General features: G+C 46.9%; 18 protein-coding genes. 8 read left to right on the top strand and 10 right to left on the bottom strand.

What is annotated here, in order from left to right:
• Positions 1 to 310: 310 nt before the first annotated feature.
• The 8 genes from FYJ73_RS11295 to FYJ73_RS11260 all read left to right on the top strand — a co-directional run bounded on the left by FYJ73_RS11295 (position 311) and on the right by FYJ73_RS11260 (position 11,064).
• The gene (locus tag FYJ73_RS11295; RefSeq protein WP_154534827.1) at positions 311 to 859 is read left to right on the top strand and encodes a hypothetical protein; all 549 of its coding nucleotides are present in this window, start codon (positions 311 to 313) and stop codon (positions 857 to 859) included.
• A 607-nt stretch (positions 860 to 1,466) separates the two neighbouring features.
• Positions 1,467 to 1,841, top strand: a complete 375-nt coding sequence (locus FYJ73_RS11290) for a beta propeller repeat protein (RefSeq protein ID WP_206081766.1) — start codon at positions 1,467 to 1,469, stop codon at positions 1,839 to 1,841.
• Between the two features lie 59 nt (positions 1,842 to 1,900).
• Entirely contained in the window at positions 1,901 to 3,895 is a 1,995-nt protein-coding gene (locus FYJ73_RS11285; protein WP_154534826.1) for a dynamin family protein, read from the top strand.
• Positions 3,876 to 4,532, top strand: coding sequence for a hypothetical protein (locus tag FYJ73_RS11280; RefSeq protein WP_154534825.1), 657 nt, complete (start codon positions 3,876 to 3,878; stop codon positions 4,530 to 4,532). The genes FYJ73_RS11285 and FYJ73_RS11280 overlap by 20 nt, the downstream gene beginning before the upstream one ends.
• Positions 4,533 to 4,538: 6 nt before the next feature.
• Complete coding sequence (locus FYJ73_RS11275; protein WP_154534824.1) at positions 4,539 to 7,679, top strand: ATP-binding protein; 3,141 nt, start codon at positions 4,539 to 4,541, stop codon at positions 7,677 to 7,679.
• Positions 7,667 to 9,163 (top strand): AHH domain-containing protein, encoded by a 1,497-nt coding sequence (locus FYJ73_RS11270; RefSeq protein ID WP_154534823.1) that lies wholly within the window; start codon positions 7,667 to 7,669, stop codon positions 9,161 to 9,163. The genes FYJ73_RS11275 and FYJ73_RS11270 overlap by 13 nt, the downstream gene beginning before the upstream one ends.
• A gap of 6 nt (positions 9,164 to 9,169) precedes the next feature.
• Positions 9,170 to 9,685, top strand: coding sequence for a hypothetical protein (locus tag FYJ73_RS11265; protein ID WP_154534822.1), 516 nt, complete (start codon positions 9,170 to 9,172; stop codon positions 9,683 to 9,685).
• A gap of 443 nt (positions 9,686 to 10,128) precedes the next feature.
• Positions 10,129 to 11,064: a helix-turn-helix transcriptional regulator gene (locus FYJ73_RS11260; protein WP_154534821.1), complete on the top strand. Its 936-nt coding sequence runs from the start codon at positions 10,129 to 10,131 to the stop codon at positions 11,062 to 11,064.
• Between the two features lie 217 nt (positions 11,065 to 11,281).
• Here FYJ73_RS11260 and FYJ73_RS11255 read toward each other — a convergent pair whose 3' ends face one another.
• The 10 genes from FYJ73_RS11255 to FYJ73_RS11210 all read right to left on the bottom strand — a co-directional run bounded on the left by FYJ73_RS11255 (position 11,282) and on the right by FYJ73_RS11210 (position 25,021).
• The gene (locus tag FYJ73_RS11255) at positions 11,282 to 11,917 is read right to left on the bottom strand and encodes a site-specific integrase (protein ID WP_206081765.1); all 636 of its coding nucleotides are present in this window, start codon (positions 11,915 to 11,917) and stop codon (positions 11,282 to 11,284) included.
• A 193-nt stretch (positions 11,918 to 12,110) separates the two neighbouring features.
• A complete protein-coding gene (locus FYJ73_RS11250) occupies positions 12,111 to 13,373 on the bottom strand; it encodes a zincin-like metallopeptidase domain-containing protein (protein ID WP_154534819.1) in 1,263 nt (420 codons plus the stop codon).
• Between the two features lie 50 nt (positions 13,374 to 13,423).
• Positions 13,424 to 14,074, bottom strand: coding sequence for a hypothetical protein (locus FYJ73_RS11245; RefSeq protein ID WP_154534818.1), 651 nt, complete (start codon positions 14,072 to 14,074; stop codon positions 13,424 to 13,426).
• An 85-nt stretch (positions 14,075 to 14,159) separates the two neighbouring features.
• The gene (locus tag FYJ73_RS11240; protein ID WP_154534817.1) at positions 14,160 to 14,555 is read right to left on the bottom strand and encodes a hypothetical protein; all 396 of its coding nucleotides are present in this window, start codon (positions 14,553 to 14,555) and stop codon (positions 14,160 to 14,162) included.
• A gap of 68 nt (positions 14,556 to 14,623) precedes the next feature.
• Positions 14,624 to 16,426 (bottom strand): reverse transcriptase domain-containing protein, encoded by a 1,803-nt coding sequence (locus FYJ73_RS11235; RefSeq protein ID WP_154534816.1) that lies wholly within the window; start codon positions 16,424 to 16,426, stop codon positions 14,624 to 14,626.
• A gap of 546 nt (positions 16,427 to 16,972) precedes the next feature.
• The gene (locus tag FYJ73_RS11230) at positions 16,973 to 18,187 is read right to left on the bottom strand and encodes a site-specific integrase (RefSeq protein WP_154534815.1); all 1,215 of its coding nucleotides are present in this window, start codon (positions 18,185 to 18,187) and stop codon (positions 16,973 to 16,975) included.
• The gene (locus tag FYJ73_RS11225) at positions 18,184 to 18,747 is read right to left on the bottom strand and encodes a helix-turn-helix domain-containing protein (RefSeq protein ID WP_154534814.1); all 564 of its coding nucleotides are present in this window, start codon (positions 18,745 to 18,747) and stop codon (positions 18,184 to 18,186) included. The genes FYJ73_RS11230 and FYJ73_RS11225 overlap by 4 nt, the downstream gene beginning before the upstream one ends.
• Before the next feature lie 209 nt (positions 18,748 to 18,956).
• Entirely contained in the window at positions 18,957 to 20,900 is a 1,944-nt protein-coding gene (gene dnaK / locus FYJ73_RS11220) for a molecular chaperone DnaK (RefSeq protein WP_154534813.1), read from the bottom strand.
• Positions 20,901 to 21,526: 626 nt separating this feature from the next.
• Complete coding sequence (locus FYJ73_RS11215; RefSeq protein ID WP_154534812.1) at positions 21,527 to 23,551, bottom strand: M13 family metallopeptidase; 2,025 nt, start codon at positions 23,549 to 23,551, stop codon at positions 21,527 to 21,529.
• 30 nt (positions 23,552 to 23,581) lie between these two features.
• Complete coding sequence (locus FYJ73_RS11210; protein WP_154534811.1) at positions 23,582 to 25,021, bottom strand: MATE family efflux transporter; 1,440 nt, start codon at positions 25,019 to 25,021, stop codon at positions 23,582 to 23,584.
• Between the last annotated feature and the right edge of the window lie 142 nt (positions 25,022 to 25,163).

The following is a 25,163-nucleotide window of genomic DNA, read 5'->3' as shown; positions in this document are numbered from 1 at the left end:
CACTCATATATTGAGTGAGAGAGGAACTCGAAAATAAATTCCATAACTCTCTATATATCAACTGTTTCGCCGCTCAACAACTCATATCCTGTAATAACATTGTAAATTATTCAGAGTACGTAAAGAGTACGTTTAGAGTAGGCAGCCAAAGATCTCTTAATTCGGGTTCAAATTTAGCAAAAAAAAGAACTATCCACCAAATATTTGAGCAACAATCTTTTAGCAAACTGCAAGTTACAGCCCCTGTGCAGTGCCAGGGGCCTATCTATAGTGCCCCTCGCACTGCACAGGGGGCTGTAAGATGTTTGTGATGGACGAGCATTACAAGCAACTGCTCGCTGACTTTAACGAGGCCATGAAGCAGCAGCTCATCAAATTGCGCCTAGAGACTATCAAGGTAGGGGAGAACTTCAAGACTGCCTGCTTCAAGAGAGATTTCGAAGTCATCGGCAAGTGCTTCCTTGGTTACCGCTACTCCAAGATTCATCCCATTCAGACCATGAGGGCCAAGAAGATATGGGCCATTCTCAACGGATCACTTGACAACTACCTCGATTTGTACGACGATGGAGTGATCTGTGGCGGCTTCGATTATGACAGCACCGAAGAACCGGATTCTGAGAACATGATGCTCTATCTTGGTGAAGAACCAGACAACTGGAATGAATTTCTGGACCGAGAGAAGACTGATGACATGCAACTCATCCATTCTTTCCATTTCCTCTTCACTGACATGGATTTCACCATCTTCGATCTCCTTTGGGTCCGCGACTTCAATGTGGAGATACATCTGAAAATGGAATACGACACTTATCCCAAGGACGAAAAAGAGGAAGAAATAACGTTCACGTGGGATTGATATCGTACAGGTGAAGGAGGTCTGCCAATGCAGGGGCCGGTCTTGTGCCGGCCCTAAATAATGGTCGACCTATATAAATTCCACTCCGTGAACCAAAATAAACCAACTCTATGTCAACTTTTGGCAAATCAATCTATTACCTTTGCGGCCAGAAGACTAAAGATGAGTGACTATGAACAAGGACAAATACATCATGTTTCCGGCTGTGTCCGATAACAGTGGCTGATAAGCTAAAAAACTTTAACGGGGAACCCACATTTTCTGCCAGATTGTTTGGAAGCAAAAAGATTTTTTCTAAATTTGCATTACCTGATTGAAAGATCGGGTAATCATGAGGCAAAAAACATGTGAATGCGTACAGTCGTACTGTTCTGTGAGTTGAAATCTGGTAAATGGAAACTTGTAGAGATGGAACGGAAATGTCTGGACGGGTTCATTCCGCGTATACGGTGTGGATTCCCCTTTCATATTCCTATTTCTACGGGTTTTACCAGAGCCTAACTTACAGGATTGTGGACGGCAGAGTTCACACCGTTTTGCTTTAAACTAACAACCTGATTCAACCAGAAGAACCTGATTTAACAGGATGAACTAAAAAACTTGGCCTATGCCACAGATGATCAAGACCAGCGGAGGGCCGTTCTCACATGGTGAGTTTCTCCGCATCAACACTCAGAAGAACTACATAGAGAGTTCCGAAAACGGGGGCACCTCCTGGGCTCCCCGTTGCACCAATGCCACGAGCTATGGCAAGTTCCGCGACCTTCTTGAGGTAGACCGCGAGATCATTGCCGCCACTTCCAAAGGCATCTATGTCTCAAATAACTGGGGCCGCAGTTGGTCTTCCCGATGCACTAACAGTTTCTATGGCGATTTCCTCAACCTGCAGTCCGATGGCCGCTACCTTCTAGCCAACACCAGCATGGGACTCTACTACTCGAACAACAAAGGCGTGGCTGGTATAGGAGATAAAGAGGATTAACTGAGTAAAGAATATCTTAAATAGAACTACCTCAAAATATTTTCACATCAAGATTTATTATGGATAATGAATTCGCGAAATTAAGTAGCACTGTGAAAACTCTAGTGGAGGACTACAGAGACGTCATGAAGTTCTGTGGGATTCCTAAGACTGGGTGGCACAGCAAAACAATCGAAAGGAAAGCAAAGCCGTTCCTCCAAGGATATTTTACTTTGGCTGTTGTAGGCAAAGTAAGCTCTGGCAAATCTACTTTCATCAATGCCCTTTTGGGCTGCAAAGACCTGTTGCCTACAGGTCATGACCAAACGACTTCCGGCATCACCTACATAGAGTATGGTGATACACCTGAGGCAACTATCGAGTTTGGCGACCATCACAAACAGATTATCAAAGGTGACGATATCGTCGGCCAGGTAAAAAAATATGTTTCTATACCAGACGAATATCATGAACTTCCTATAAACAATATCGATGATATGATATTGGGAGGTTTTGACTTTGCCAAGATCTGGGCTGCTCGTAAGCAACTGGAAGAAGAAACAAATACAAGAATTCAGGAGAAGCTTCTGAAGGCTTATGTTCAAGGAAGAGGCAAAAAGGACATAGCCGTCAAGGTAGAAATTAAATATCCGTTCAATGATGAATTGAAAGGATGGAGAGTGATAGACACTCCGGGCATCGGTGCTATAGGCGGCATCGAAGAAAAGACCAAACAACTTCTTGCGGAGGAGCAGGAAGATGGTTCAAGAAAGGTAGATGCCATCATCTTCTTGCAAGATGGTGAACAAACATTGGACTACACAGAAGACCGTGCTTTCGTTAATCGTCAACTGGAGTCGTTCACTATTTCTGATAGAGAAAGATTGTTCTTTGTCCTTACACATAGTGCTGATGATAAATTCAAAAGTCATAAGGACGAAAAATTAAATACTATAACCAGCAACTACGGTGATAAAATTCACTTGGTCACCTACGCTGACAGTCTCCTTTATTTGTTCCTAAGTGAATTCGGCAATGATGTCGACCTGGAATACATTTCAAAAGAGCCTAAACCTGTAAGCTGGACAAGAGAAGAATGGCGTGCCATAAAGCTTATCATTGATGATGCTCGTTACGACCTCGAAGATAAAGGTGAGAGCGTAAACCAGGAAACTTTGCTCCGCCGCTTGAACGAGATAGCGCACTTTGATGATTTGAAGAAGGAAATCAACCAATTTGCTCGCGAAGAGAAGACAAAAGTCTTTCATGACTTAGTGCTACTCATTGCCGGAGATTATGATGGTATAGTATGCCAATTAAACGATGATAAGGATAAAGTCAATGGAAAATTTTCTTCCATCGAAAAGGCTCTTGCCGAAATTACCTCTGCTCGAACGAAATTAAATCAGATCATTCAAGATGTTGACGAGAAAATAAGAATGGATTCTATAAATAAAAAATTTGACTTCATTGAGGACTGCTTCGAATCTATTGAAAGATTAAGTTCTGAGGTTCTGATAAGGACTGCTATCACGAACTTATTTGATGAAGTTCAAAAAATAGAAAGATCAATTTTCGACGACCTCAAGGAGCAGTTTAAAGGAATGTCTGATTCATTTCAGGGATCCTCTTCATATGTCTTTTCGCAAATAGATTATGATTACCTAGAGCGTCAAGCTGAACAATACAGTAAGGAGAAGTATATAATAGAACCGGGAAGGACTATAACTCATACATGCGATCCAGATGAAAGAATTCCCGCCAAATATGGAACAAGAATTAACAAGGAACAGAAACTGAGAAACTTTAAGGCTTTAGCTCTAAAAAGAGCAAGAGCTCAGAAAGATTTGTTCAAGACTCAACTTGAAGAGAAGGTCACCAATTTTCGCAAGGAAATAACAGATGACCTAGACTCTAAATTGAAAGATCAGAAGGCTCATTATCAATCTTTAATAGAGCAAAGAGATCATACAGAGGCCTTTAATAAGGATACTGATGAAAAGATAGAATGCTCCCATCGAGCTGCAAAGAAGTTACTTAAAACTGCAGATGAATATGGATTCAAATATCAATAAATTCCAAATGAATCTCTTTCGTCTGGAAAAGGACGTTAGAAAACTAGAGAAAGAGTACCTGGACGAAGTCAATGAAGACAGTCTCAAAAAGTTTGCCGTAAGGACGAAACAAGTTGCCATGGCGGTACTTGAGGAATACTACTTTAGCGTAGATAATTTCTATACTAAAGGTGAATTTAAGATTCAAGACGAAGGAAAATTCAATGATTTCATGGATTTTCACGACGGCTACCGCGCCCAAATGAAGCAATGGATTGCCCAAAATAAGATAGTCATCCAGCAATCAAGACTGTCAGAGATTCCTGTCAAGCCCACAATGGATTCAGAAGGGAATCTCAAGGAGCCGGCAGTAGTTGCCGGGGCTGGAGCAATCATTGTTGTTGCCTTGGCAATTTTCTCCAAGAGCTGGTTAGCTGTTGCTGCAGCATTGTTAACCGCTGGGCTTTCAGCAGCATCCTACAAGAGAAATGTCAATAAGAAAGAGCGTGATTACCAATTCAAACTTCAGCAATACGAGATTCAAGTTAAGCAAACTCGCGATAAGATGACGAATGGCATTATCGCGGATCTTAAAGAATGGCTGTCTCAAGCTGAAAAGCAGTCTGACAAGATTCTTGCATCTTTCAACGTAGAGTAAGGCACTATGAGTAAAACTGATTTGTCAAAATATCACAATGGCATCATCCGGAGTGGAAATGAGGGGAAGGACAATGTAGTCCAGAGTTCTCAGAAACTGGTATCGGCCAATCAAGAGCTCTTTGACAATGTCGTGACTCGTAACTACTTGCAATTACTTGATAATTGCGAGGTTATACCAATGGATGAAAGTAAGAAATATTCAGATTTCCGATGGTTTCGCATCACGAAGATTGTCAAGGAGAAAGATACTTATTTCACAGATAAGCTCTCCATGCTATATATGTCCCTACACAAGACGGCTCGAAACGTAGTCCTTGTCTTAAATAAGCAAAAGGGACAAGACTTGGAACTATACTTAGGAGCCAGAGACATGGAAGGCAACAAAAAAATTTCTGGCAAGATTTTGGAGTCGGGAATAAAAGGTTACTTTCCGGGCATGACTTTTGAGTACGTCAATGACGATGTAATCAGAAACATACCATTTGATCGCCCTTCTGTTTCATCCGTTTCGGCTGTAGCGTCATTAAGAGATGATAAGAAAGAACATTTTGTTCAGGGCCTGGAGCGTCTGATTAACGCAACGGCAGGAATAGGCAGGTTTAGGGTTTTCTTCATTGCAGAGAAGGTCAGTAATGAAGAGGCAACCTCTATGATGAGTGCTTTTAACAGCTTGTACACTAACTTATCTCCGGCAGAGAATATCCAGTTGACGTATAATGAAAACCAAAGTCATAGCGTTTCTGAAACATTGTCTCAGAACTTCTCAGAATCTATTGGAGAATCTCTTTCACAAACCATTACTCACACTGAGGGAACTTCTAAAACGACAACTGAAGGTACGTCAATATCAAAAGGAACAAGCAGCAACCATAGTAGAAATCTATTTACATCTCTTTGGCATGGCTTAGTTGGAGGTGAAACGAGCAACGGTACTAGTTACAGTGAAACCAATAGCAGATCAACGAGCTATGGAAGCAATTACTCTAATTCAGAAGCGAATCAACATGGAACTAATAAAAATACAACTAAGGGAGATTCTACTTCTAACGAAACCAGTGACAGTTCTACCAAGGGCTTGTCAGAACAAATTACCTACAAGAACAGGTCTGCGAAATTCTATTTGGCCATCCTCGACAAGCAGATAGAGCGTCTTCAAAACGGCATTCCGTTCGGTTTGTGGTCTGTCGCTACTTATTTTGTTGCTAACGACAGCACCACTGCTCAAGTTTTGGCCAACATCTATAGAGGAACCATCATTGGAGAAGACAGCAGTTTGGAGAGTTGCGCCATCAACACTTGGAATGATAGTGATGCCAATAAGATACTCAAGTATTTAACTAACGAAATTCACCCTCGTTTCAATTATAACACATTGCCCATTTCTGCTGCCTCTGTCGTCAACAGCAAAGAATTGGCCATACACCTCTCTCTCCCTCAAACCAGCGTTCCTGGTGTGATCGTAGAAGAAAGAGCCACTTTCGCCAGAAATGTCTTTTCCAACAAGAAGCCTTCAGAAACTTTACAACTAGGCTATGTTTCTCATTTGAGATTAAAATCGACAACACCTGTCGAACTTGATGTGGACGAACTCACTAAGCACGTATTCGTGACAGGTTCCACAGGTAGCGGAAAGTCAAACACCATGTATCTTCTTTTGAGCCAGCTCAGAGACAATGGCAAAACGTTCATGGTCATTGAACCAGCAAAGGGTGAATACAAGAACGTTTTTGGCAACTTGCCTGACGTCACTGTCTACAGCCATACGCATAAAGTTGGCCAAGTGTTGAAGATAAATCCTTTCGAATTCCCATACAAGCACATAGAAGTGCTGGAGCATATAGAGCGGATTGTGAGCATTTTCAATGCTTGCTGGTCTCTTTATGCAGCTATGCCTTCCATTTTGAAGCATTCCATCATAACTGCCTATGAGAAATGCGGATGGGATATGGACACCTCAACCAACAAGCTGGGAAAGCCTATCTTCCCTTCCATGGAGGATGTCGTAGTTTGTCTGAAGGACTACCTCGACCACTCTGATTATTCTCCTGAGACAAAAGGCGACTACAAAGGCGCTCTGGAAAAGAGGCTTCAAGATCTTTGCGAAGGAATATTCGACAGAATCTTCAACAGAGACAGTTTGTCTAATGAAGATTTGTTCAACAAGAATGTCATTGTTGACCTCAGTCGTACAGGCTCTTCCGAGACGAACGCACTCATTATGGGCTTTCTCATTACCAAACTGAACGAATTCAGAATGGCAGAGGGAGGTATGAACAGAGGCTTGCGACATGTCATGGTTCTTGAAGAGGCACATAATCTTCTCAGGAAAGTGTCGACCTCTCAGTCCACAGAAACCGCTAATGTAGCAGGCAAGTCTGTAGAGATGATCACCAACAGCATAGCAGAGATGAGAACCTATGGTGAGTCTTTCTTCATTGTGGATCAGTCACCTTCACTTCTCGATAGTGCTGCCATCAGAAATACGAACACCAAGATTGTTTTGTCTTTACCTGAGGCAGAAGACCGAAAAGCTGCAGGCTTGTCCATGTCTCTTAGTGAAGAGCAAATAGAAGAGATCGCTAGACAGAAGCAAGGCGAGGCCATCGTCTATCAGAATTCATGGGAAGAGCCTGTTCAATGTAAAGTGGACAGATACGTCTACGACGAGAAAGCCTACTACAATAAGATGTCCGCTCCCGAGAAGAAACAGATTAGGGAGTATCATGAAATCGTGATCGACTTCCTGCTCTATCCTTCCATCCAAAAGCCAGTCTCTCGGGGGTACCTTGAGGACGTGCTGCAAAAGTCAGTCATGCCTAATTCCATCAGGTTCACTCTCCTAGATTTGTATAATCAATACAAAGAAGAGGGAAACCTAGAAATCTGGAAGGACTACAACTTCACTGAAAGAGCATCTGTGGTGAGACAATACTTGAATTTGGATTCAGTATACTCCAACATCACACATGACTGCACCACTATGGCTCAGGCTCGCGTGAGAATGGATGTTGCCCTCTCGAAGAGACTCGGCAGCAACTTGGACATCAAAACCATTTACAGTATAGAACAGTGTTACGTCAGAATGAACGCCCGCTACAATGAATGGAGAGCTACGTTCTTAAATAAATCAAAATGGAACCATTAATAACAGCAGAAAAAGCAGCTGAACTGGCTAAAGAAGGAGCTGAAGCTGCAAAGAAGGTAAAAGATGTCGGCAGAGCTATCAATATCTCGCGAAAGGCAAAAGACGTAGCTGAATCTGAGGGTCAAGACCAGATTGCAGCTACGATAAATCTTGCTTCATCGTCTAAGAATGTTTCTAAGGAAGAGGTAGCCACATCTGGGAAAAAGTCAGGAGTTGAAATTGGAGATAGGACCGAAGAATTTTCTTTATCTGGAAAGAGTGTTGATAGTCATATGGATTTGAGCCATGCCGATGAAGTCATCTTCGCTGACCCATTCCCAAGTGATGCGTCGGAAATAAAGTCCCCTCTTGGCAGAGAAGTCTTCGCAGATCCATTCCCAAGCGATGCGCCTGAAGTTAAGTCTCCTCTTGGTGGAGAAGTCTTCGCAGATCCATTCCTAAGCGATGCGCCTGAAGTTAAGTCTCCTCTTGGTGGAGAAGTTTTCGTTGACCCTTTCCCTGACGATGAACCTGAGATAAATAGACCTGTGGGCGATTTCGTTGCTCCGACGTCGGAAACTACATTGGAAGTAAAGAAGCCAGAAGGAGATTTTGTAAATCCCAAATTAGAACCTTCGTTAGACTTAGACAAGCCAAAGGGCGATTTCGTTAACACGTCGATATCTTCCTTGGAAAACAGATCGAATGAAGTTCTGCCTGAACAAGAACAACCATTGCTCAAAGGCACAGAGGGCATCAATCTAGAAAAGGCGGTTTCGGATAATGCTTATACAGAACCAACTCTAAAACGTTCTACAACGTCATTGGACAATGTCACCGAATTTAACAAAGATGTAAATAGTATAGAAGAAGGAATCAATAACCCCCCTGAGGCGAACTTGTCCCCTACGGCCACAGAAAAGCTTTCAACAGAAATGAGAGAAATTCCTCAGCTAAGAGAAGAAGTAAAGGATATCAATCCAGAAGTGGAAGCCTCTAAATCTTTGAATCCTGAGAACGTCGAGCAAAAGCCCGAAGTCAATGAGGTTAAAAGGTTATCTTTCGATGAACAGACGATCGACAATGACAAACTCGAAGAATGGCGTAATCAACCAGAAAATCAGGGCAAACTAGATCTCGGCAAAGAACATAGCAGTACTGTCCTTTCGAATAATCTTTGTGAGGTCATGGAGACTGATCAGCCTGAGAATTCAGCTGCTCACCACATTGTTGGCAATAACACCCCTGTAGCTGCAGCAAAATTGGATGAATTTGGTATAGACCGTAATGATCCGGCTAATGGAATTTTTCTTCCTACATCTCACGATAGCGAATGCAAAGGTTCTTTACATACTGGTAACCACTTGAACTCTTACTATGAGGAGGTAGACAGACGCTTCCAAAATGTTTCTTCTCGTGAGGAAGCCTTGGAGGTGCTCCAGTCTCTTAAAGAAGATTTGTACAATGGCGATCTTCCTCTTCAAAATGACACACCAAATAAATAAAATAACATGGCAATTTATAAACTTACAAACAAACCAAACGGTTTCGCCTCTATCAACTTCGGAGATCTTGATATGAGTAAGATTCTTGCAACAGGCGATATTAAACAATTGAACGGACGCGAGTTCCATTGGACTAAAGATGCTGACAATTCGAAGATATCTGATTGTCCTTTCTTCATAGGTGCTCTTCCTATCTTTAAATCTAGTAAAGTAGCTAGTGTCATCGACAAGCTAAATGTCAATAAGGCTTTGTTCTCTGTAGATGGTGAAAGCTATACGGCTATTGCAGCTCCTTTGTTTAAAGGTAAAGCTATAAACAGAGAGAAATCAACTATGCGAGCCTTCAAGAGTGGCAAGATCATGACTGTAGAAAAATATGTCTTCAATAAGGGCATAGCCTTCCCATCAGCATTCCGCTTGGAAGAGTTTAATCTCTTCACTTTCGTAGACCAAGAGTCCTATCTACTCCTGAAATCCTGCAATCTTTCTGAATTTGTAGCTGAACCCTGTCAATTAGCATAGCTTTTGTCAGAAAGAACCACTTCATTGGGCATGTGTTAGCTTGTGCTTTCATATGCCCATGTCGTTTGAAGTGCAAACAATTGTATATAAGAGAAATCAAAATTTTGACTCATAATTCTTCATGTCTTGCCACCTTTTGGCGCAACGTCTCTCTATCTTTGCACTCGTAAACAATAAACATTGGAGGAATGATTTATGCTTAGAGGATTCACAACATTCAAATGCGACAAGTGCGGGAACAAGTTCAAGGCTGCCGACATTGAGTTTCAGGCAACTGCTTTCTCGCAACCTATGAAGTGCCCGAAGTGCGGAAGTTTTCACACGAAGCCGATCAAACTATTTCCTTACAACTTGATGGACAGGTTCGTCTACAAGAAGATCTGGAAGATGATGGACGAGTGCCAAGAAGAACAAGATGTTCAACCTCAAGAATTCTTAAATCTATGACGAACAGAACGAAATTCTATTGCTGGCTCATCGGAAAGTTGGAGCACCAGAAGATGACAATTCAGGAGATCTGTGACGAATGGGCCGATGCGGCAAGTAACGTGGAGGGAAAGGAACTGTCAGAACGAACCTTCCACCGTTATCGTGAGGAGATCAACACGATGTTCGGTCTGGAGATTGAGTGCGATAAGAGTGACGGTTACCGCTACTTCATCCGACGTGACCGCTATGCCGCCATGGAGATAACGGACTGGATGCTCTCAGCCCTGCGCATTGCCTCACTTGGCGATATGCTGAAATACCACAACAAGGTGATGCTCGACGATGCACCCGAAAATACGGAGTTGCTCGACGATATTCTCAACGCCATCGACAAACATTACTCCCTGAGCTTCAGTTATACCACAGCATACGGTGAGGAGCAGAATATAGATCTCGTGCCCTGCTTTGTGCGTATGTTCCATCAGCGGTGGTATGTCATTGGCAACAAGATCGAAGAAGGAAAAGAATACAACCCTCGCGTGCTTCCTTTCGACAGGATCAACAACATGGCAGTTCGTTGCAAGCGACACAATCTGCCAGCGGCAATACGCAAGAAGCTATCTCCCGATAACTTCTATGGCGACTGCTTTGGCATCATGCACATGGACAACGTACCAGCCCAAGACATCGTGATCCGCGCCTTCTATCCCGAGAACAACTACATCGATGAAGTGAAGTTGCACGACAGTCAGGAGAAGATTGAAGACTATGGCGAATACACAGACTATCGGCTTCATCTCCGGCCGTCCCGAGATTTCCTGCAAGAACTCCTTTGGCACGAACGAAAGATTACGGTCATTAGTCCCGATAGTCTCCGCCAAGAGATGATTGAAATTCTGAAGAACATGACGGAAAGCTATGAAACTGGCAAAAACACTTGTGAAGAATAAAGTAGCACAACGGTAAGTTTTTATTGCTTCTCTCTATAAGACATACGCCACAAGTTCTGTCTAATACTTGTGGCGTCTATGGGAAATTAGAGGGATAACTCTATTAGAATTTTGTAGCTCAAGATCAATCGTAAGCGTCGGTCCAGTACAGACCTAGCTCCTAACTATGGCATCGGTATCCATATGTCTCATCGACTACAACGGTATTTATTCGAAATTAAATTTGAGCTGGCTTAGGCTTCTCAATTGCGTCTTCACTGATGCCAGTCATGTCTTCCGTTTCATGCTTGACATTGACAACGTCAGCATCCTTAAAGAGCTTCTTCATCTCGCTTGCGACCTTCTTGTTGGTGATGTCGGCGTACACTTGTGTTGACTTTATGTTAGCATGACCCAGCATCTTAGACAGTACCTCAATCGATACTCCTTTGGTAAGCGCTAGGGTTGCGAAGGTGTGGCGGGCCATGTGAAAGGTAAGGTTCTTTTCAATACCGCATATGGACGCAATCTTCTTCAGAAATTTGTTGGTCTTCTGGTTGGAGATCACTGGAAAAATGTGGCCCTTACAGCGAGGGGCGTTCTCGTACTTCTTCATGATGAGCTTGGCGCCGTCGAAGAGAACAACACTGTAGCGTTGCTTTGTCTTGAGACGTATTCCTGTTATCCACTCCATATTGCTCATTGTAACGACGTTGCTTGGCTCAAGGGCTCTCACGTCGCCATAGGATATACCGGTGAAGCAGCTGAACACAAAGAGATCACGGACGAGCTGAAGACTCTTGCTGTCTATCTTCTTTGTTATGATTCTATTCAATTCTTCCCCCGTGAGAAAGCCACGGTGAACATCTTCCATGTGGAAACGGACACCTAAGTATTGCCCTATTAAATCATTCGAAGAGGGACTCAAAGATACTGTAAAATGGTATTGGGAACATATAGGAACTTCTGCGATCTGGGAATAATAGGAAATGACCATTTTGACCATTTGACAGAATATATCCGATCATTGGTCATTTCCTATAGAATATTAGACAAAGTCTTTTTGATTATCTATGATAACCTCTCGATATTCGTTCCTCATTGGACTCCTTAGGTTGCTCCACCTGCAGCGATTTGGCTTCTTCCACGGTAGAATTCGAACATTGCGAGTCAGCTGACTTGGCGGCTATCATAGATTGTCCTGCCTGGGTAATTTGACCGTTTGCTTTCTGGAAATCAGGGAAGTCCTCTTTGTGGAGTTCCTTACCCTCATCGATGGCAACTTGAATCTTGTCGATGCGCTGGGTCATCACACTGGCTGCTTTTCTCACATCGGTGAGGACAGTCTTGATGAACTCGGGAGACTCATTGAGGCTCTTGAGCCAAGATTTGAGATAGGCCGCAGAATCCTCCTTGACATGCTTGGTCATGCCATAACGACTGGAGACGGCAGCGGCTGTCATCTCGGCGATAAGCTCTTCGACTGCGTAATCCTTGGAGCCGAATTTTGCACCTGCGAGGCGGTTCAACCGGTGTTCACTGCCTAAGCTGTGGGTTGCCTCGTGAAAGAAATTACCAGCGAAGCTTTCCCCATCTACAAAGGTGGCACGAGGGGGCAAGACGATCTCATCCTTGGACACCGAATAGTAGCAATTATCCCCCTCCACTTCCTTAACAGGACAGAACCAAAGGTTACCACTGATCATCTTGTCTAACGGCTCGAAGGTAGTAGTCTCGCCAGCTTCACGTCTTGGAGACTGGTTTTCCTGCACTATCTTAGCATAGAGCTCGGGACGCGACTCCTGGAGATTGGTCTGTGCGGCCACGTTGAAGACATTATAGACCTGCAGCTTAGGATAGACATTGTACTTCGCGCGCTCCTCCTGTGCCATCTGCTTATAGTCATCGTACTTGATCCTCTCCCTGGTCTCCTTGTTGACCACTGTGAACGTCGTGATGAAGACGGGAGTGGATTTCTCGCCCTTGTTGATGGAGACGAGAGGCAATGGCTGGCCGTTGTCATCCAACTTGCGTTGCCGTTTGCCGTCGTTGCCTTTAACGAAGTTCAGACCTGCTACCCGGTCAAAGGTTGCCCATACGGGAGTGGTGTAGCCCTGCTTCTCTGATTGAAGCATCAACATGATTGCGTTCATACCGTTGTACTCTCTTCCAGACATGTTCTTCGGCCACTTTGAGGCAGTCTCGGAAAACCAAGGCTTTTTCCAGTCCTTTTGGATTTCCTTAATGTGCTGAATCATCATGCCGGTGAACGCAGCCCAAGCACGGTCTTCTGCATTGGGACCATCGGTGTTGTAGTTTTTTCTTGGCATAGATTAAAGGTGTTGTTGGGGATTAATATGAATAGATAAGGGAAGTGAGGTTAGAATGGGCAGTCATCAGAAGAGCTGCTCTGTTTCACCTGAGCTTCTCGGGGAACATACTGTGGCTTCTGCCAAGGCTGAAGGTCAGACAGCTTACAGCCGATACTCAGACGGTCGTTATAGAGCGACAACTCTAACTCACCCTTTGCCTCAAGCGTAGCCTTGGGCTGGAGCCAGTCGGGACGAGTGGCACCGAACTGAACGAAACGAACCCAGGTGAAAGCAAAACCTTTATCTATTTTCTCGCCACTGTAGGCAGAGAAGATGAGCATAGTCTTGCCGGTCTTGGTCTGCTTCTGTTCAATGTTCTTACCCGAAGTGCCCTTCATTGTCAGTTCGCCCTTGATAGCATCCTCTGTAGATGTCGGGGTGAGGTGGACGGTTTGGGCAGAAAAATTGAAGTAAAGGGTGTCCTCACGCTTGCGGAACATGAGTGTTCCAGTCATCTCGATGCGGTTGCCCGCCACATAGTCCGTGGTATTCTCCGCTCCATCCTTTATGACACTGATCTCAACGGTCTTGTTGATACCTTGCGGATTGAGGATGACAACAGCCACGCCAAAGGTGGTGAATGGCTTGCCGTCCTTGTTGTTGCGTACCTGCGCAGCCTTGCTGACAGTACCGCAGATGGTTACATCGCATTTAATCATAATTCAGTATTGGGTTAATAGTTATTGCTTGTACTCATTACCACATTTGGGTAATATCCATGGTCTTGGTTTCTTCAAGGAGCAACTATCTCTTGACACTCTGTTCCTGCTGCTGTCCTCTCTGCTCGATATTTTCGTAGTTCTGCGACACCTGCTGGGAGATGACAATGCCATTGACGAGTCCTGCTATGCGGATTTTCTTGCCCTCGTCGGTGAGATTGTCTGCTCCAAGAATAGTCTGCAAACGAGACATCTCCGCATTGGATAGGTCACGGGTGACCTTGGTACTGCCGTTGTCAGCAGAGAGCGTAGCCCGCCCATCATGACCGATGGTAAGCCTGCATTCCTTCATGCCCTTTACCATGGTGCTGAGATCAATCTGACGTTTGTCCATGGCTTCAGAGATACGGCTCTTCTGCTCTTCCTCGCTCTGTAGGCTCGACCCGTGACGCCTTGTCTCCTTACGGAGGTAGGTTTTCACAAGTCTGCCCCCGAACCGTACTTACACGTCTCCGCGTATACGGCTCTCCATATGTAATAGCATTAGCTTTAGTCGCTATGAATCTTGCTATGGCAGTCTGCACAAACGATAAGCGTCTTTCTGTGCATTTTGAGCATTCTTCGCTCCCACTCAGTCTTACCTTTCAATTCTGAAAGTTTTCTGACGTGGTGTACTTCAACCTTTGCTTCCTTACCACAAAGTTCACATTTCCCTGCCAACAATCTTTCAATCAGACTCATCGAGGGAGTAATGAACATGTAAGGCAGATTGTCATACTTTGCAGTCCCCAAGTCGGTCAACCGCCTGAAGCCTTCATTGTAGAACACTCTTGGCTTTCTCTCGCCCTTCTTATCCGTGAACCAAACAACAAAGTTATCACCTTCACGCAACTTGTTTGTCACAGCCCTCACGGAACAATTCCATTTCATGGCAAGAGTCTTGAACATTCTGAACTTCATGATGCACCCGAAAGAGCTACCAAGTGCCGATGCATTGTTTGCAATAGAGTAATACTTATAGAAGCCACGTATCTCAGTATTGTAGCGGCTGACGATTTCATGGGGCTCTGAGTCCATAAGGTACGTTCGCCCTTTGTACCGCCAAACCTCTTTGCCTTTTTCCGAGACTACTTCCATTGCCGCAAGGTCAATGAGCTTCTTTTTAATCACTTCCCGTGATATATGAAGAACCACATTTCCATTGCGATGTCTACGTATTTCTCCTCTCGCATTCTTCTGTGCGGTGTAATCTTTACGGACACAAATCTCGTAGCCCAAGAATTTGGCGTAGTCTTGTGCGTTGGTTATCAGAGTCTTTTCTTGTGACATTTCCAACTTCAGCTTTTCTTGCATAAAATGAGTAATGTCGGCCTTGATTTTGACGCACTCTTCCTTTGTGCCAATGACCCCAATGAGAAAGTCATCAGCATACCGCACATATTTCAGTCTACGGAAATTTTCATCCATATCGGCTCCACTCGGCATTGTCAGTATCTGCCTTTGTTTAGTACGAAGTTCATCTATCATTGCGGATATTTTATCTGCATCCTTAACCTCGCTTATTCTCTTTTTAAGATAATGCACGCGGTTGTTTAGCTTACGGATGTCCTTGTTCCTGCGCCTCACTGTTCCCTTACGGAATTTCTGTGCATATTCTTCCATAAACTTATCGAACTTGTCAAGGTAGATATTCGCCAATATTGGACTGACGATGCCGCCTTGCGGTGTGCCCGAATAGGTCTTGTTGAATTGCCATTCTTCCAAATACCCTGCATTGAGAAATTTGCGTATCAGACGTAGAAATCTCTCGTCTAATATCCTTTCCCTTAGTATTTCAATGAGCACGTTGTGGTCTATGTTGTCGAAGAAGCCTTTTATGTCTCCCTCAATGAACCATTTAGTACCATTGAAGTTGTTTTGCAAACTCTTCAGTGCGGTATGGCAACTGCGATTAGGTCGGAATCCATGTGAGGTCCATTCGAAATAACCTTCATAGATAGATTCCAATATCATCCTTACCACCTCTTGCACTAACTTGTCTGCGAAAGCGGGAATACCCAAAGGGCGTTTCTTGCCGTTCTTCTTGGGTATGTAAACCCTCCTTGCAGGTTTGGGACTGTAGGTCTCATTCTTAAGGCTGTCTATCAGCTTATTTACCTTGTCAACGCTCATGCCGTCTGCTGTCTTCTTATCTGTTCCGGCAGTCATATTGCCGGGCTTTGCGTGTATACGCTGATAGGCGACATAGAACATCTGCTCGTTGAACAAGATACGATAGAGTCTTTCGTACTTGTAGCTTGAATCACTGCTGTGTTCAGCTAAAATGTTTAATACTTGCTCAGGATTTCTCATACGTCTCTCACGTTTTCCTTTGTTTGTACTAAAGTTACATACTGTTCCCCTTCGCCATGTGCAGGCTATTAACCTGCTCGGACTACTACGAGAACTCCGTTGCCATGTCGGATATTCATGGGCCAACCCCAATAGCCATTCTTTTGGCTTTCCGATTTAGGCAATCCCCAGTTAGCTACACTTGATAACTATTGGCATGACATATTGTCGGATGCGACTTTCGTTCGTTTCCGCTTATTGCGGCTGCGTCATAATCGGCTCTTGTTGCTCTGCACTAACACCAAATAGACAGAGTATTATGAAATGACGTTTATGATAGCCTTCCGTCATTGCAAAATGTGGTACCGCCGAACTATCGTTGAACCAATCAAGGCTTCATCCTCATATATGTCTTTTCGTCTTGCCCCTCAGTCGTCACATGGCTATTTGTGAACTCGGGACTTTAATCAGCATGCTACACTCCCCTCTGAGTTTCCTCTTTGGATAAGCTGATTGACGATAGGATTTATCGAGCCCAATCCTAACTTCTTGCTATTGAAGCATTTATCAAGCGACCAATCTGGGCGCACTGGTATAAACTTGCGTCGTTCTCACGTTAGTATGTCCAAGCATCTTGCTCACAGTATAGATGTCGGTACCACTGGCCAACTGTAGCGTAGCATAGGTGTGGCGAAAACAATGGAAAGTTATATGCTTTGTAATACCGGCCGATTGAATCCACCGTTGCAGTGGCTTAGAAATCCATGAAGGGTCCGGCAACCCCTCAAACACCAGTCGTTTGCCATCCAACCGTTCTCCACATAGCTGATAAGCCTGAGAGGATATTGGCATGTATTCCACGCCATGCGTCTTACGTTGCGTGAAATCGAGTCTGTAGTGATCGCCGTCCTCTATCACTTCCTGCCACGTCATCAGTTTTATATCGACATGGCGAAGACCGGTTAGAGCCGAAAAAAGTGCAGCCCGTTTGACGACAGGGATGGCGCAGGGTGTGTGCGCAAGGATGTTGAGCTCCCCAATGGTAAGATGCTCGCGCCGACTTTCCTCTTCGGGAATACCCTTCACCTTAGCGGAAAGGTCCACGGTGAGGTATCCGTCCACAAAAGCCTGCTTCAGTCCTGCCTTGAAGATGGCAAAATAGGTAGAAGCCGTGTTTTGTGATATAGTCCCCGACTTATTGCCTCCCTTGGGAGCATACAGTACGAAGAACTTGAAGTTCTCTATCATGCTCAGGTCAATATCTCTGAAGAGTATCGTATCGCCATTGGCATAAACCTTCAGCAACTCATAGACACGTCCCCAGTTGATGATTATCGAATCGGAACTGTTTCTATGCCTCTTCTCCGATACCTGCTTAAAGTAAGGGATAAAGTTTTGCATCGACCGCTCGTTTTGTGCTGCCTGCTCAGCCTCGTTGTCCGTATAGAGTGCGGCATTGTCGTATTCACGTTGCCTCAAGGCTCTCACCTTGTCGGCATAGCGGCACGCTTCATTATCCATATCCGATCGGCATACAATGACTCCGTTGATGTCCCGCTTGGGCTTGTACGACACAGTGCCGTCGGCTTTAGGCCGTGATGGTCGACTCTTATCCCATATAGGGGTCGTGATGGTACGGTTCAATGCCTCTTTGTGTCGTGACGGCTTAGCGCCAGGATAGGCAAATACTGGGTAGCTCTCAATGATGAGATACCATTCTTCGCGATACTCCGACTTTCGGAGCTTTACAGTACACTTGGTGTTGGGGAGTGGTTTCTTCATGACTTCACAACATCTTTATAAAGGTGATCAATATCTTCTTTGGGCGCATAGACGAAGTTGCCTATTTGCCTTGTTGGTATGGAATATTTTCGAATATGGGCATAGACCGTACTGTCGTCTATACCATAAGTCTTGGAGATTTCGCCAATGGTGTAGCAGTCTTCTGGCTCAAGGTGATAGGACTTAGGCAATGCTCTACTTCTGTCAATAGGTTCTGCGCGAAGCGGAAACATTTCGCTCAACTTACTTTTGCTGATTCTTGTAAGTCGCTGCCCAATATTGATGGCAGGAACGTTTCCCTTCCTTATCAACCGATAAATGGTATCTCTACTGATGCCAAACATGGCTACCGCTTCGTGGACAGAGATATAATCTCTGGCCTCGGGTATATTCTCCACGATGTCATTCAGCTGGCTCATCCTCTTCTTGGCGGCCTCTCTTTGGTCATAGGCCCTTTGAGAGCATCGTCGAGAGCAGTACTTCGAATCAAGTGTCTTTGCGATGAATGTATTACCGCAATACTGGCACTTCCGTTTAATCTCAAACTTAGCAGATGGCATGTTGTACCGTTTTAAGTGGGATTATGTATGTATAAGTATGGATAAGTCGCACCTTGTCAGAAATTAGGTCGCGTTCCAAATATGGTACAAATATAAGATAAAAATCGGAAGAAATCGGTAATTATACAAAGATTAACCAAAATAAAAATGGGTGTAACTCATTGAGCTACACCCATTTCATTATTTATCGTTATTGATAGTTGTCAATATTACTTCACCTCCTCGAAGTCGGCATCCTGAATATTGTCGTCCGACTTGTTGTCAGAACCGTTGTTCGTGTTCTGCTGCGAACCGGCACCGGCGTTGGCACCGCCCTGGAAGCCCTGGGCACCAGCCTGAGCACCGCCCTGACCATACATCTGAGCCGAAGCAGCCTGAACAGCGGTGTTCAGAGCAGCCATAGCTGTGTCGATGGCGGCCACGTCGGCAGCCTTGTGGGCATCCTTCAACTTGTTGAGAGCATCCTCGATGGCCGGCTTCTTGTCAGCCGGGATCTTGTCGGCATTGTCCTTGAGGAAGTTCTCGGTGGTGAAGATCATGGAGTCTGCCTGATTGAGCTTGTCCACTTTCTCACGCTCCTTCTTATCAGCATCCTCGTTGGCCTTAGCCTCAGCTCTCATGCGCTCGATCTCGTCCTGGCTCAAGCCGCTGGAAGCCTCGATGCGAATCTTCTGCTCCTTGCCGGTAGCCTTATCCTTAGCGCTGACGTTCAGAATACCGTTGGCGTCGATATCAAAGGTCACCTCGATCTGTGGAACACCACGGCGAGCGGGTGCAATGCCCTCAAGGTTGAACTGTCCGATGCTCTTGTTCTGAGCAGCCATCGGGCGCTCACCCTGCAGCACGTGGATGGTCACGGCCGTCTGGTTATCGACAGCGGTAGAGAAGATCTGACTCTTCTTGCAAGGAATGGTCGTGTTGGCGTCGATCAGCTTTGTCATCACGCCACCCATGGTTTCGATACCGAGGGTCAGCGGAGTGACGTCGAGCAGCACGATATCGCCGGCACCTTTCTCGTTGTTGAGGATAGCGCCCTGGATAGCAGCGCCCACAGCGACGACCTCATCAGGGTTAACGCCCTTGCTGGGCTCCTTGCCGAAGTAGTTCTTCACCAGCGTCTGTACAGCAGGAATACGGCTGGAACCACCCACGAGGATCACCTCGTCGATGTCGCTGGTAGAGAGCTTAGCGTCGCGGATAGCGTTTTGGCAAGGTACCAGACACTTCTGGATCAGGTCGTGAGCGAGTTGCTCAAACTGAGCACGTGTCAGTGTCTTCACCAAGTGCTTAGGCACACCGCCCTCAGCAGAGATATAAGGCAGGTTGATCTCCGTGGAAGTAGTAGAGCTCAACTCGATCTTTGCCTTCTCAGCAGCCTCCTTCAAGCGCTGCATAGCCATAGGATCCTTGGTCAGGTCGATGCCCTCGTCGGCCTTGAAGCCGTTGACGAGCCAGTCGATGATCACCTGGTCGAAGTCATCACCACCCAGATGGGTATCACCATTGGTAGCGAGCACCTCAAACACGCCGCCACCGAACTCAAGGATAGAGATATCGAACGTACCACCACCAAGGTCGAAGACAGCGATCTTCATGTCCTTGTTGGCCTTGTCGACACCGTAAGCCAGAGCGGCAGCCGTAGGCTCGTTGACGATACGGCGCACCTTCAGACCAGCGATCTCACCAGCCTCCTTGGTAGCCTGACGCTGAGAGTCAGAGAAGTAAGCAGGTACGGTGATGACTGCCTCGTTGACCTCCTGACCGAGATAGTCCTCAGCGGTCTTCTTCATCTTCTGCAGAATCATAGCCGAGATCTCCTGCGGTGTGTAAGGATGTGCTGCACCCTCGATCTGCACCTTAGGATAACCGTTGTCGTTGATCACTGTGTAAGGCACACGCTCAGCCTCTTTGCGGCTCTGCTCGTAGGTCTCACCCATGAAACGCTTGATGGAGTAGACAGTGTTCTTCGGGTTGGTGATAGCCTGACGCTTTGCCGGGTCACCAATCTTGCGCTCACCGTCCTTGACGAAGCCCACGACAGACGGTGTCGTACGCTTGCCTTCAGAGTTTGCGATTACTACAGGCTCATTGCCTTCAAACACAGCCACACAGCTGTTGGTAGTACCTAAGTCGATTCCAATAATCTTTCCCATAATTGTATATATTTTATTTATTATTCGATGTTAACTGTTGGACTTGATTGTCCGCCCCTTAAATAACAAAGCGTGTGCCAACGGCTGGTGGCACAGGGAGAGGTATGACATAATGTCACACGCTATATAGAAAGTGCGACAGCCCATGAGCCGTTTTGTCAAAGCCTAAGGATCGCGGGGAAGAGGCGGAAAGCATTTTTACAAAAGTCTGTCAACTTGAACATTCAATCTAGAGATGGAAGTATCAGCAAAAAAGAGTGATGCAAGGCAAAAACAAGCGTTTTTCCATGTTTTTTGCCCAGTCAGACACAGAAAAGGGTGATTTGACTTGGTCAAATCACCCTTTTCTCGCTATGAAATTACCGTGATGACCGGATCATCTCGGTTGTTTCATCAGAAATTCTCTAGAGAATTTTCGGTCAAAGTACCTTTCTGACCGAAGCATCTCAACGATTTCTTCGGTAGAAATCAGCCAGACGTTTACAATTATCTGATAATCAGCAACTTTCTAAAAACCTCACGAGAATCGCGAAATTGCGGCCGAGAGGACACTTCGTCGCAAAGAATCGATTCTCAGAGGCCGTTTCTTGTCAGTTTATCCAACAAAACAGGATTTCAGCGATTGTTTACCAGATATGTGCACGCTTGTTCTTGGGCAAGAACAGCTTGTCGCCCTTCTTCACGCCGAAGGCCTTGTACCAGGCGTCGATCTGTGGCAGAGCGGCATTGACACGTGCCATATTGGGAGAGTGCACGTCGACGGTGATGAGATAGCGAATCACCTCCGGTGTCATATTCGAAGCCCACACGCGACCCCAGGCCAGGAAGAAGCGTTGCTCAGGCGTGAAGCCGTCGATGGTGGTCAGCGGATGCTGCTTCATGCTGTTTTGCAGGGCAGTGAAGGCAATATTGAGTCCGCCGTTGTCGCCGATGTTCTCTCCAAGGGTCTGCTTGCCGTTGATCTTCACGCCGGGAAGCACCTCAAAGCCAGAGAAATAGTCGGCGAGCACCTTTGTGCGTGCGTTGAAGTTCTTCTTGTCCTGTGCTGTCCACCAGTCGTGCTGGTTGCCGTTCTTGTCGAACTGCGATCCCTGGTCGTCGAAGCCGTGGCTCATCTCGTGTCCGATGACGCCGCCGATGGCACCATAGTTCACTGCGTCGTCAGCGTTGGGATCGAAGAATGGCGGCTGCAGGATGGCAGCGGGGAAGCAGATCTCGTTGGTCGTCGGGTTGTAGTAGGCGTTGATGGTCTGCGGTGTCATGCCCCACTCGCTCTTGTCCACCTTCTTGTTGACCTTCTCAGCGATATATTTGTCGGTAGCCCAACGTGAGATGCGCTGGAGATTCTCGTAGAGGCTCAGCGAGTCGACAACCTGCAGTCCGCTATAGTCTTTCCACTTGTCGGGGTATCCGATCTTGATGATGAAGTTCTGAAGCTTGTCCTTGGCCTGTGCCTTTGTGGCGGGTCCCATCCAGGTAGCGGCGTCGATGCGCTGTGCGAGAGCTGTCTGCAGGTTGTGGACAAGGTCGAGCATCTTCTTCTTGGAGCTTTCGGGGAAGTACTTCTCGACATAGAGCTTGCCGATGGCCTCACCGAGTGTACCGCTGACCAGACTTACGGCACGCTTCCAGCGCGGACGGTCCTGCTTGACACCACTCAGCGCAGAGCCGAACTGGAAGGCCTCCTTGCGGAAAGCATCGCTGAGCTGACTGGCAGCACCACTGATGACCTTGGCCTCGGCATAGGTCTTCAGATTCTCCAGCGGCGTGTTGGCCAGAATCTTCTCGACCTCATGGATCGGTTCGGGCTGAGCCACGTTGATGCTGTCGATGGCGGGCATGCCGCTGGCCAGCATCACGTTGCCCCAGTCGATGCCGGGGAACTGGTCGACGAGCTCGGTATAACTCATCTTATGATAGTTGCCGTCGACATCACGAAGCTTCACCTCGTCGTAGCTGGCCTTGGCGATCTCGGTCTCGATGTCGAGCACTTTCTGCATCTTGCTCTTGGCCGTAGCCTCATCGTTGCCCACGAGTTGGAAGAGATGGGTCAGATAGGTCTTGTAGGCCTCAAGCACCTTTTTCTTGTCAGGGTCGTCGGATGTGTAGTAGTCGCGCGTGCCGAGTCCGAGTCCGCCCTGCCCGATGGCAACGAGGTTCCATGCGGCATTGCGCTGGTCAGCGTCCACGCCGATGCCATACATCATCGTGCCCTCGCCGTTGCGGTCGAGCGCAGCCGTGACGATCTGATACTCGCGTGTGTTCTTGATGGCGGCGATACGGTCGAGTGTCGGCTTCAGCGGAGCCCATCCCTCGCGGTTGAGGCGCACGCTGTCCATCATCAGATTGTAGAGCGATCCGATCTTCTGCCCGAGCGTGCCCTGCTTTTGCGGCTGATTGGCATACTGCAGGATGAGTTCCTGGATACGCTTCTGATTGAGTTCCTCGAGGTCGACGAAAGCACCGTTCTCGGGATGCTCTGCGTCCAGGGGATGGCTCTTGAGCCAACCACCGGCGGCGTAGTGATAGAAGTCGTCACCGGGACGCACCGAGGTATCGAGGTTGCTGCGGTCGATACCCGACGTGGGAGTCTGGGCAAAAGCGCCTGTGCAGGCGAGAGCCAGACTCAACAATACGATTTGTTTTTTCATGTGTGTGTATTTAAAACGAAAATTCTATTCTTATGATTCTGCCTTTTCTGTCTGCGGTTTCATGTACCAGCGTCCGCGAGCGATGCGGAAGAGGAAGATGCAGCCGCGGAAGGTGAGCTCCAGTGCCATCGCCACCCATACTCCGACGAGACCATAGTGCTGACTTAAGGCATAGGCAAGCGTCAGACGCACGCACCACATCGAGGCGAGGTTCATCACTGCCGGTTTGAGCGTATCGCCGGCACCGAGGCAGACGCGGAAGGCTACGATGCTCGCCGCAAAGAAAGGCTCGGCAAAAGCCTCGATGCGCAGTACGCGCGTTCCCAACTCGCGGATGGCTGCCACGGGGGTAAGGAAGCCGATCATCTCGGGGGCGAAGACATACATCACCACACCCATCACGGCCATCACACCCATGCCCAAGCCGATGGTCAGCCAGGCAAAGCTGCGACAAAGGTCTTGCCGTCCGGCTCCAAACGTCTGGCCGACAAGCGTAGAGGCGGCGTCGCCGATACCATAGCCGGGCATATAGCACAGGCTCTCGGCGGTCACGGCAAACGAGTTGGCGGCAATGGCGACATTGCCCAACGGGGCAACGATCATCGTAGAAACAATCTGCGCGCCATTCATCAGCACATACTGCAAAGCCATCGGCGCACTGATCTTCAGAGCTTTCATCACATAGGCCGGCTGCCAGACAAAACGCTCGCGGTCGAGATGCCAAGCCAAGATAGGACTGCGACGCACATTAAACCATACCAAGATCAGCGAGGTGACCACATAGGCCAGCGACGTGCCCAGGGCTGCACCCTCCACACGTAGTCCGGCTCCCCACAGCGGGACATCCATGCCCAGCACGCTGACGGTGCGCGAAGGGAAGATCAGCAGGAAGTTGAAAACCACGTCAAGTACACACGCCAACACGGCAATGGTGCTCGGCCGACGCATGTCGCCGCTCGACTTGAGCATGGCCGACGACAGATTCTCCATCATGAAGAACGGAGCGGCCAATGAGAAGATGAAGAAATAGGCGGAAGCATCGTGCTGGATGTCACTGCCGCCACCCAACCACCGGGGCAGCGGACCGGAGACACCACAGGCTACGGCCATGAGCACCAAAGAGAAAACAAAGCAAAACAGATAGCCGTGCTTCATCACCCGACGGGCCTGCCGAAAATCGTTCGCCCCTATGAAGTGAGCCACTTGTACGGCAAAACCCATCGACGCGGCACCCGTCAGCGAGCCGAAGAGCCATGAGGCTGGCTCCACCAAGCCGATGGCGGCACTGGCCTCGGTACCCAACGAGCCCACCATGGAGGCATCGATATAGAACATCAGCACGCTGGTGATCTGAGCCAGGATGGAAGGTATACTCAACTCCACGATGAGCCGCAGCTTCTCACGGCCCATCAACGGGGCTCCCTCACGTATCTTGGCCAACAAGGCCTCGCTTTTCTTATTGCTGAACATACTACTCTTTGATTATACTTCTATATAACTAATCAGTGCCATCCGTTACCTTGAGCCCAGATTGAGCTTGCTCATTCTGTAGGCGAAGAATCTTTGCTTGAAGCTTTTTAATTCTTCTTTCAAGAGTTTTCTCCTTGCTTTT

It is taken from the genome of Hallella mizrahii (genome assembly GCF_009695775.1).
GTDB lineage: Bacteria > Bacteroidota > Bacteroidia > Bacteroidales > Bacteroidaceae > Prevotella > Prevotella mizrahii.
Note: the sequence above shows the minus strand (reverse complement) of the source record. Positions and strands in the feature narration are given on the sequence as shown.

What these genes read in the sequence shown, in the direction of transcription:
- FYJ73_RS11295 (WP_154534827.1), top strand. Translation starts at nt 311, where the DNA reads ATGGACGAGCATTACAAGCAACTGCTCGCTGACTTTAACGAGGCCATG.
- FYJ73_RS11290 (WP_206081766.1), top strand. Translation starts at nt 1,467, where the DNA reads ATGCCACAGATGATCAAGACCAGCGGAGGGCCGTTCTCACATGGTGAG.
- FYJ73_RS11285 (WP_154534826.1), top strand. Translation starts at nt 1,901, where the DNA reads ATGGATAATGAATTCGCGAAATTAAGTAGCACTGTGAAAACTCTAGTG.
- FYJ73_RS11280 (WP_154534825.1), top strand. Translation starts at nt 3,876, where the DNA reads ATGGATTCAAATATCAATAAATTCCAAATGAATCTCTTTCGTCTGGAA.
- FYJ73_RS11275 (WP_154534824.1), top strand. Translation starts at nt 4,539, where the DNA reads ATGAGTAAAACTGATTTGTCAAAATATCACAATGGCATCATCCGGAGT.
- FYJ73_RS11270 (WP_154534823.1), top strand. Translation starts at nt 7,667, where the DNA reads ATGGAACCATTAATAACAGCAGAAAAAGCAGCTGAACTGGCTAAAGAA.
- FYJ73_RS11265 (WP_154534822.1), top strand. Translation starts at nt 9,170, where the DNA reads ATGGCAATTTATAAACTTACAAACAAACCAAACGGTTTCGCCTCTATC.
- FYJ73_RS11260 (WP_154534821.1), top strand. Translation starts at nt 10,129, where the DNA reads ATGACGAACAGAACGAAATTCTATTGCTGGCTCATCGGAAAGTTGGAG.
- FYJ73_RS11255 (WP_206081765.1), bottom strand. Translation starts at nt 11,917, where the DNA reads ATGGAAGATGTTCACCGTGGCTTTCTCACGGGGGAAGAATTGAATAGA.
- FYJ73_RS11250 (WP_154534819.1), bottom strand. Translation starts at nt 13,373, where the DNA reads ATGCCAAGAAAAAACTACAACACCGATGGTCCCAATGCAGAAGACCGT.
- FYJ73_RS11245 (WP_154534818.1), bottom strand. Translation starts at nt 14,074, where the DNA reads ATGATTAAATGCGATGTAACCATCTGCGGTACTGTCAGCAAGGCTGCG.
- FYJ73_RS11235 (WP_154534816.1), bottom strand. Translation starts at nt 16,426, where the DNA reads ATGAGAAATCCTGAGCAAGTATTAAACATTTTAGCTGAACACAGCAGT.
- FYJ73_RS11230 (WP_154534815.1), bottom strand. Translation starts at nt 18,187, where the DNA reads ATGAAGAAACCACTCCCCAACACCAAGTGTACTGTAAAGCTCCGAAAG.
- FYJ73_RS11225 (WP_154534814.1), bottom strand. Translation starts at nt 18,747, where the DNA reads ATGCCATCTGCTAAGTTTGAGATTAAACGGAAGTGCCAGTATTGCGGT.
- dnaK (WP_154534813.1), bottom strand. Translation starts at nt 20,900, where the DNA reads ATGGGAAAGATTATTGGAATCGACTTAGGTACTACCAACAGCTGTGTG.
- FYJ73_RS11215 (WP_154534812.1), bottom strand. Translation starts at nt 23,551, where the DNA reads ATGAAAAAACAAATCGTATTGTTGAGTCTGGCTCTCGCCTGCACAGGC.
- FYJ73_RS11210 (WP_154534811.1), bottom strand. Translation starts at nt 25,021, where the DNA reads ATGTTCAGCAATAAGAAAAGCGAGGCCTTGTTGGCCAAGATACGTGAG.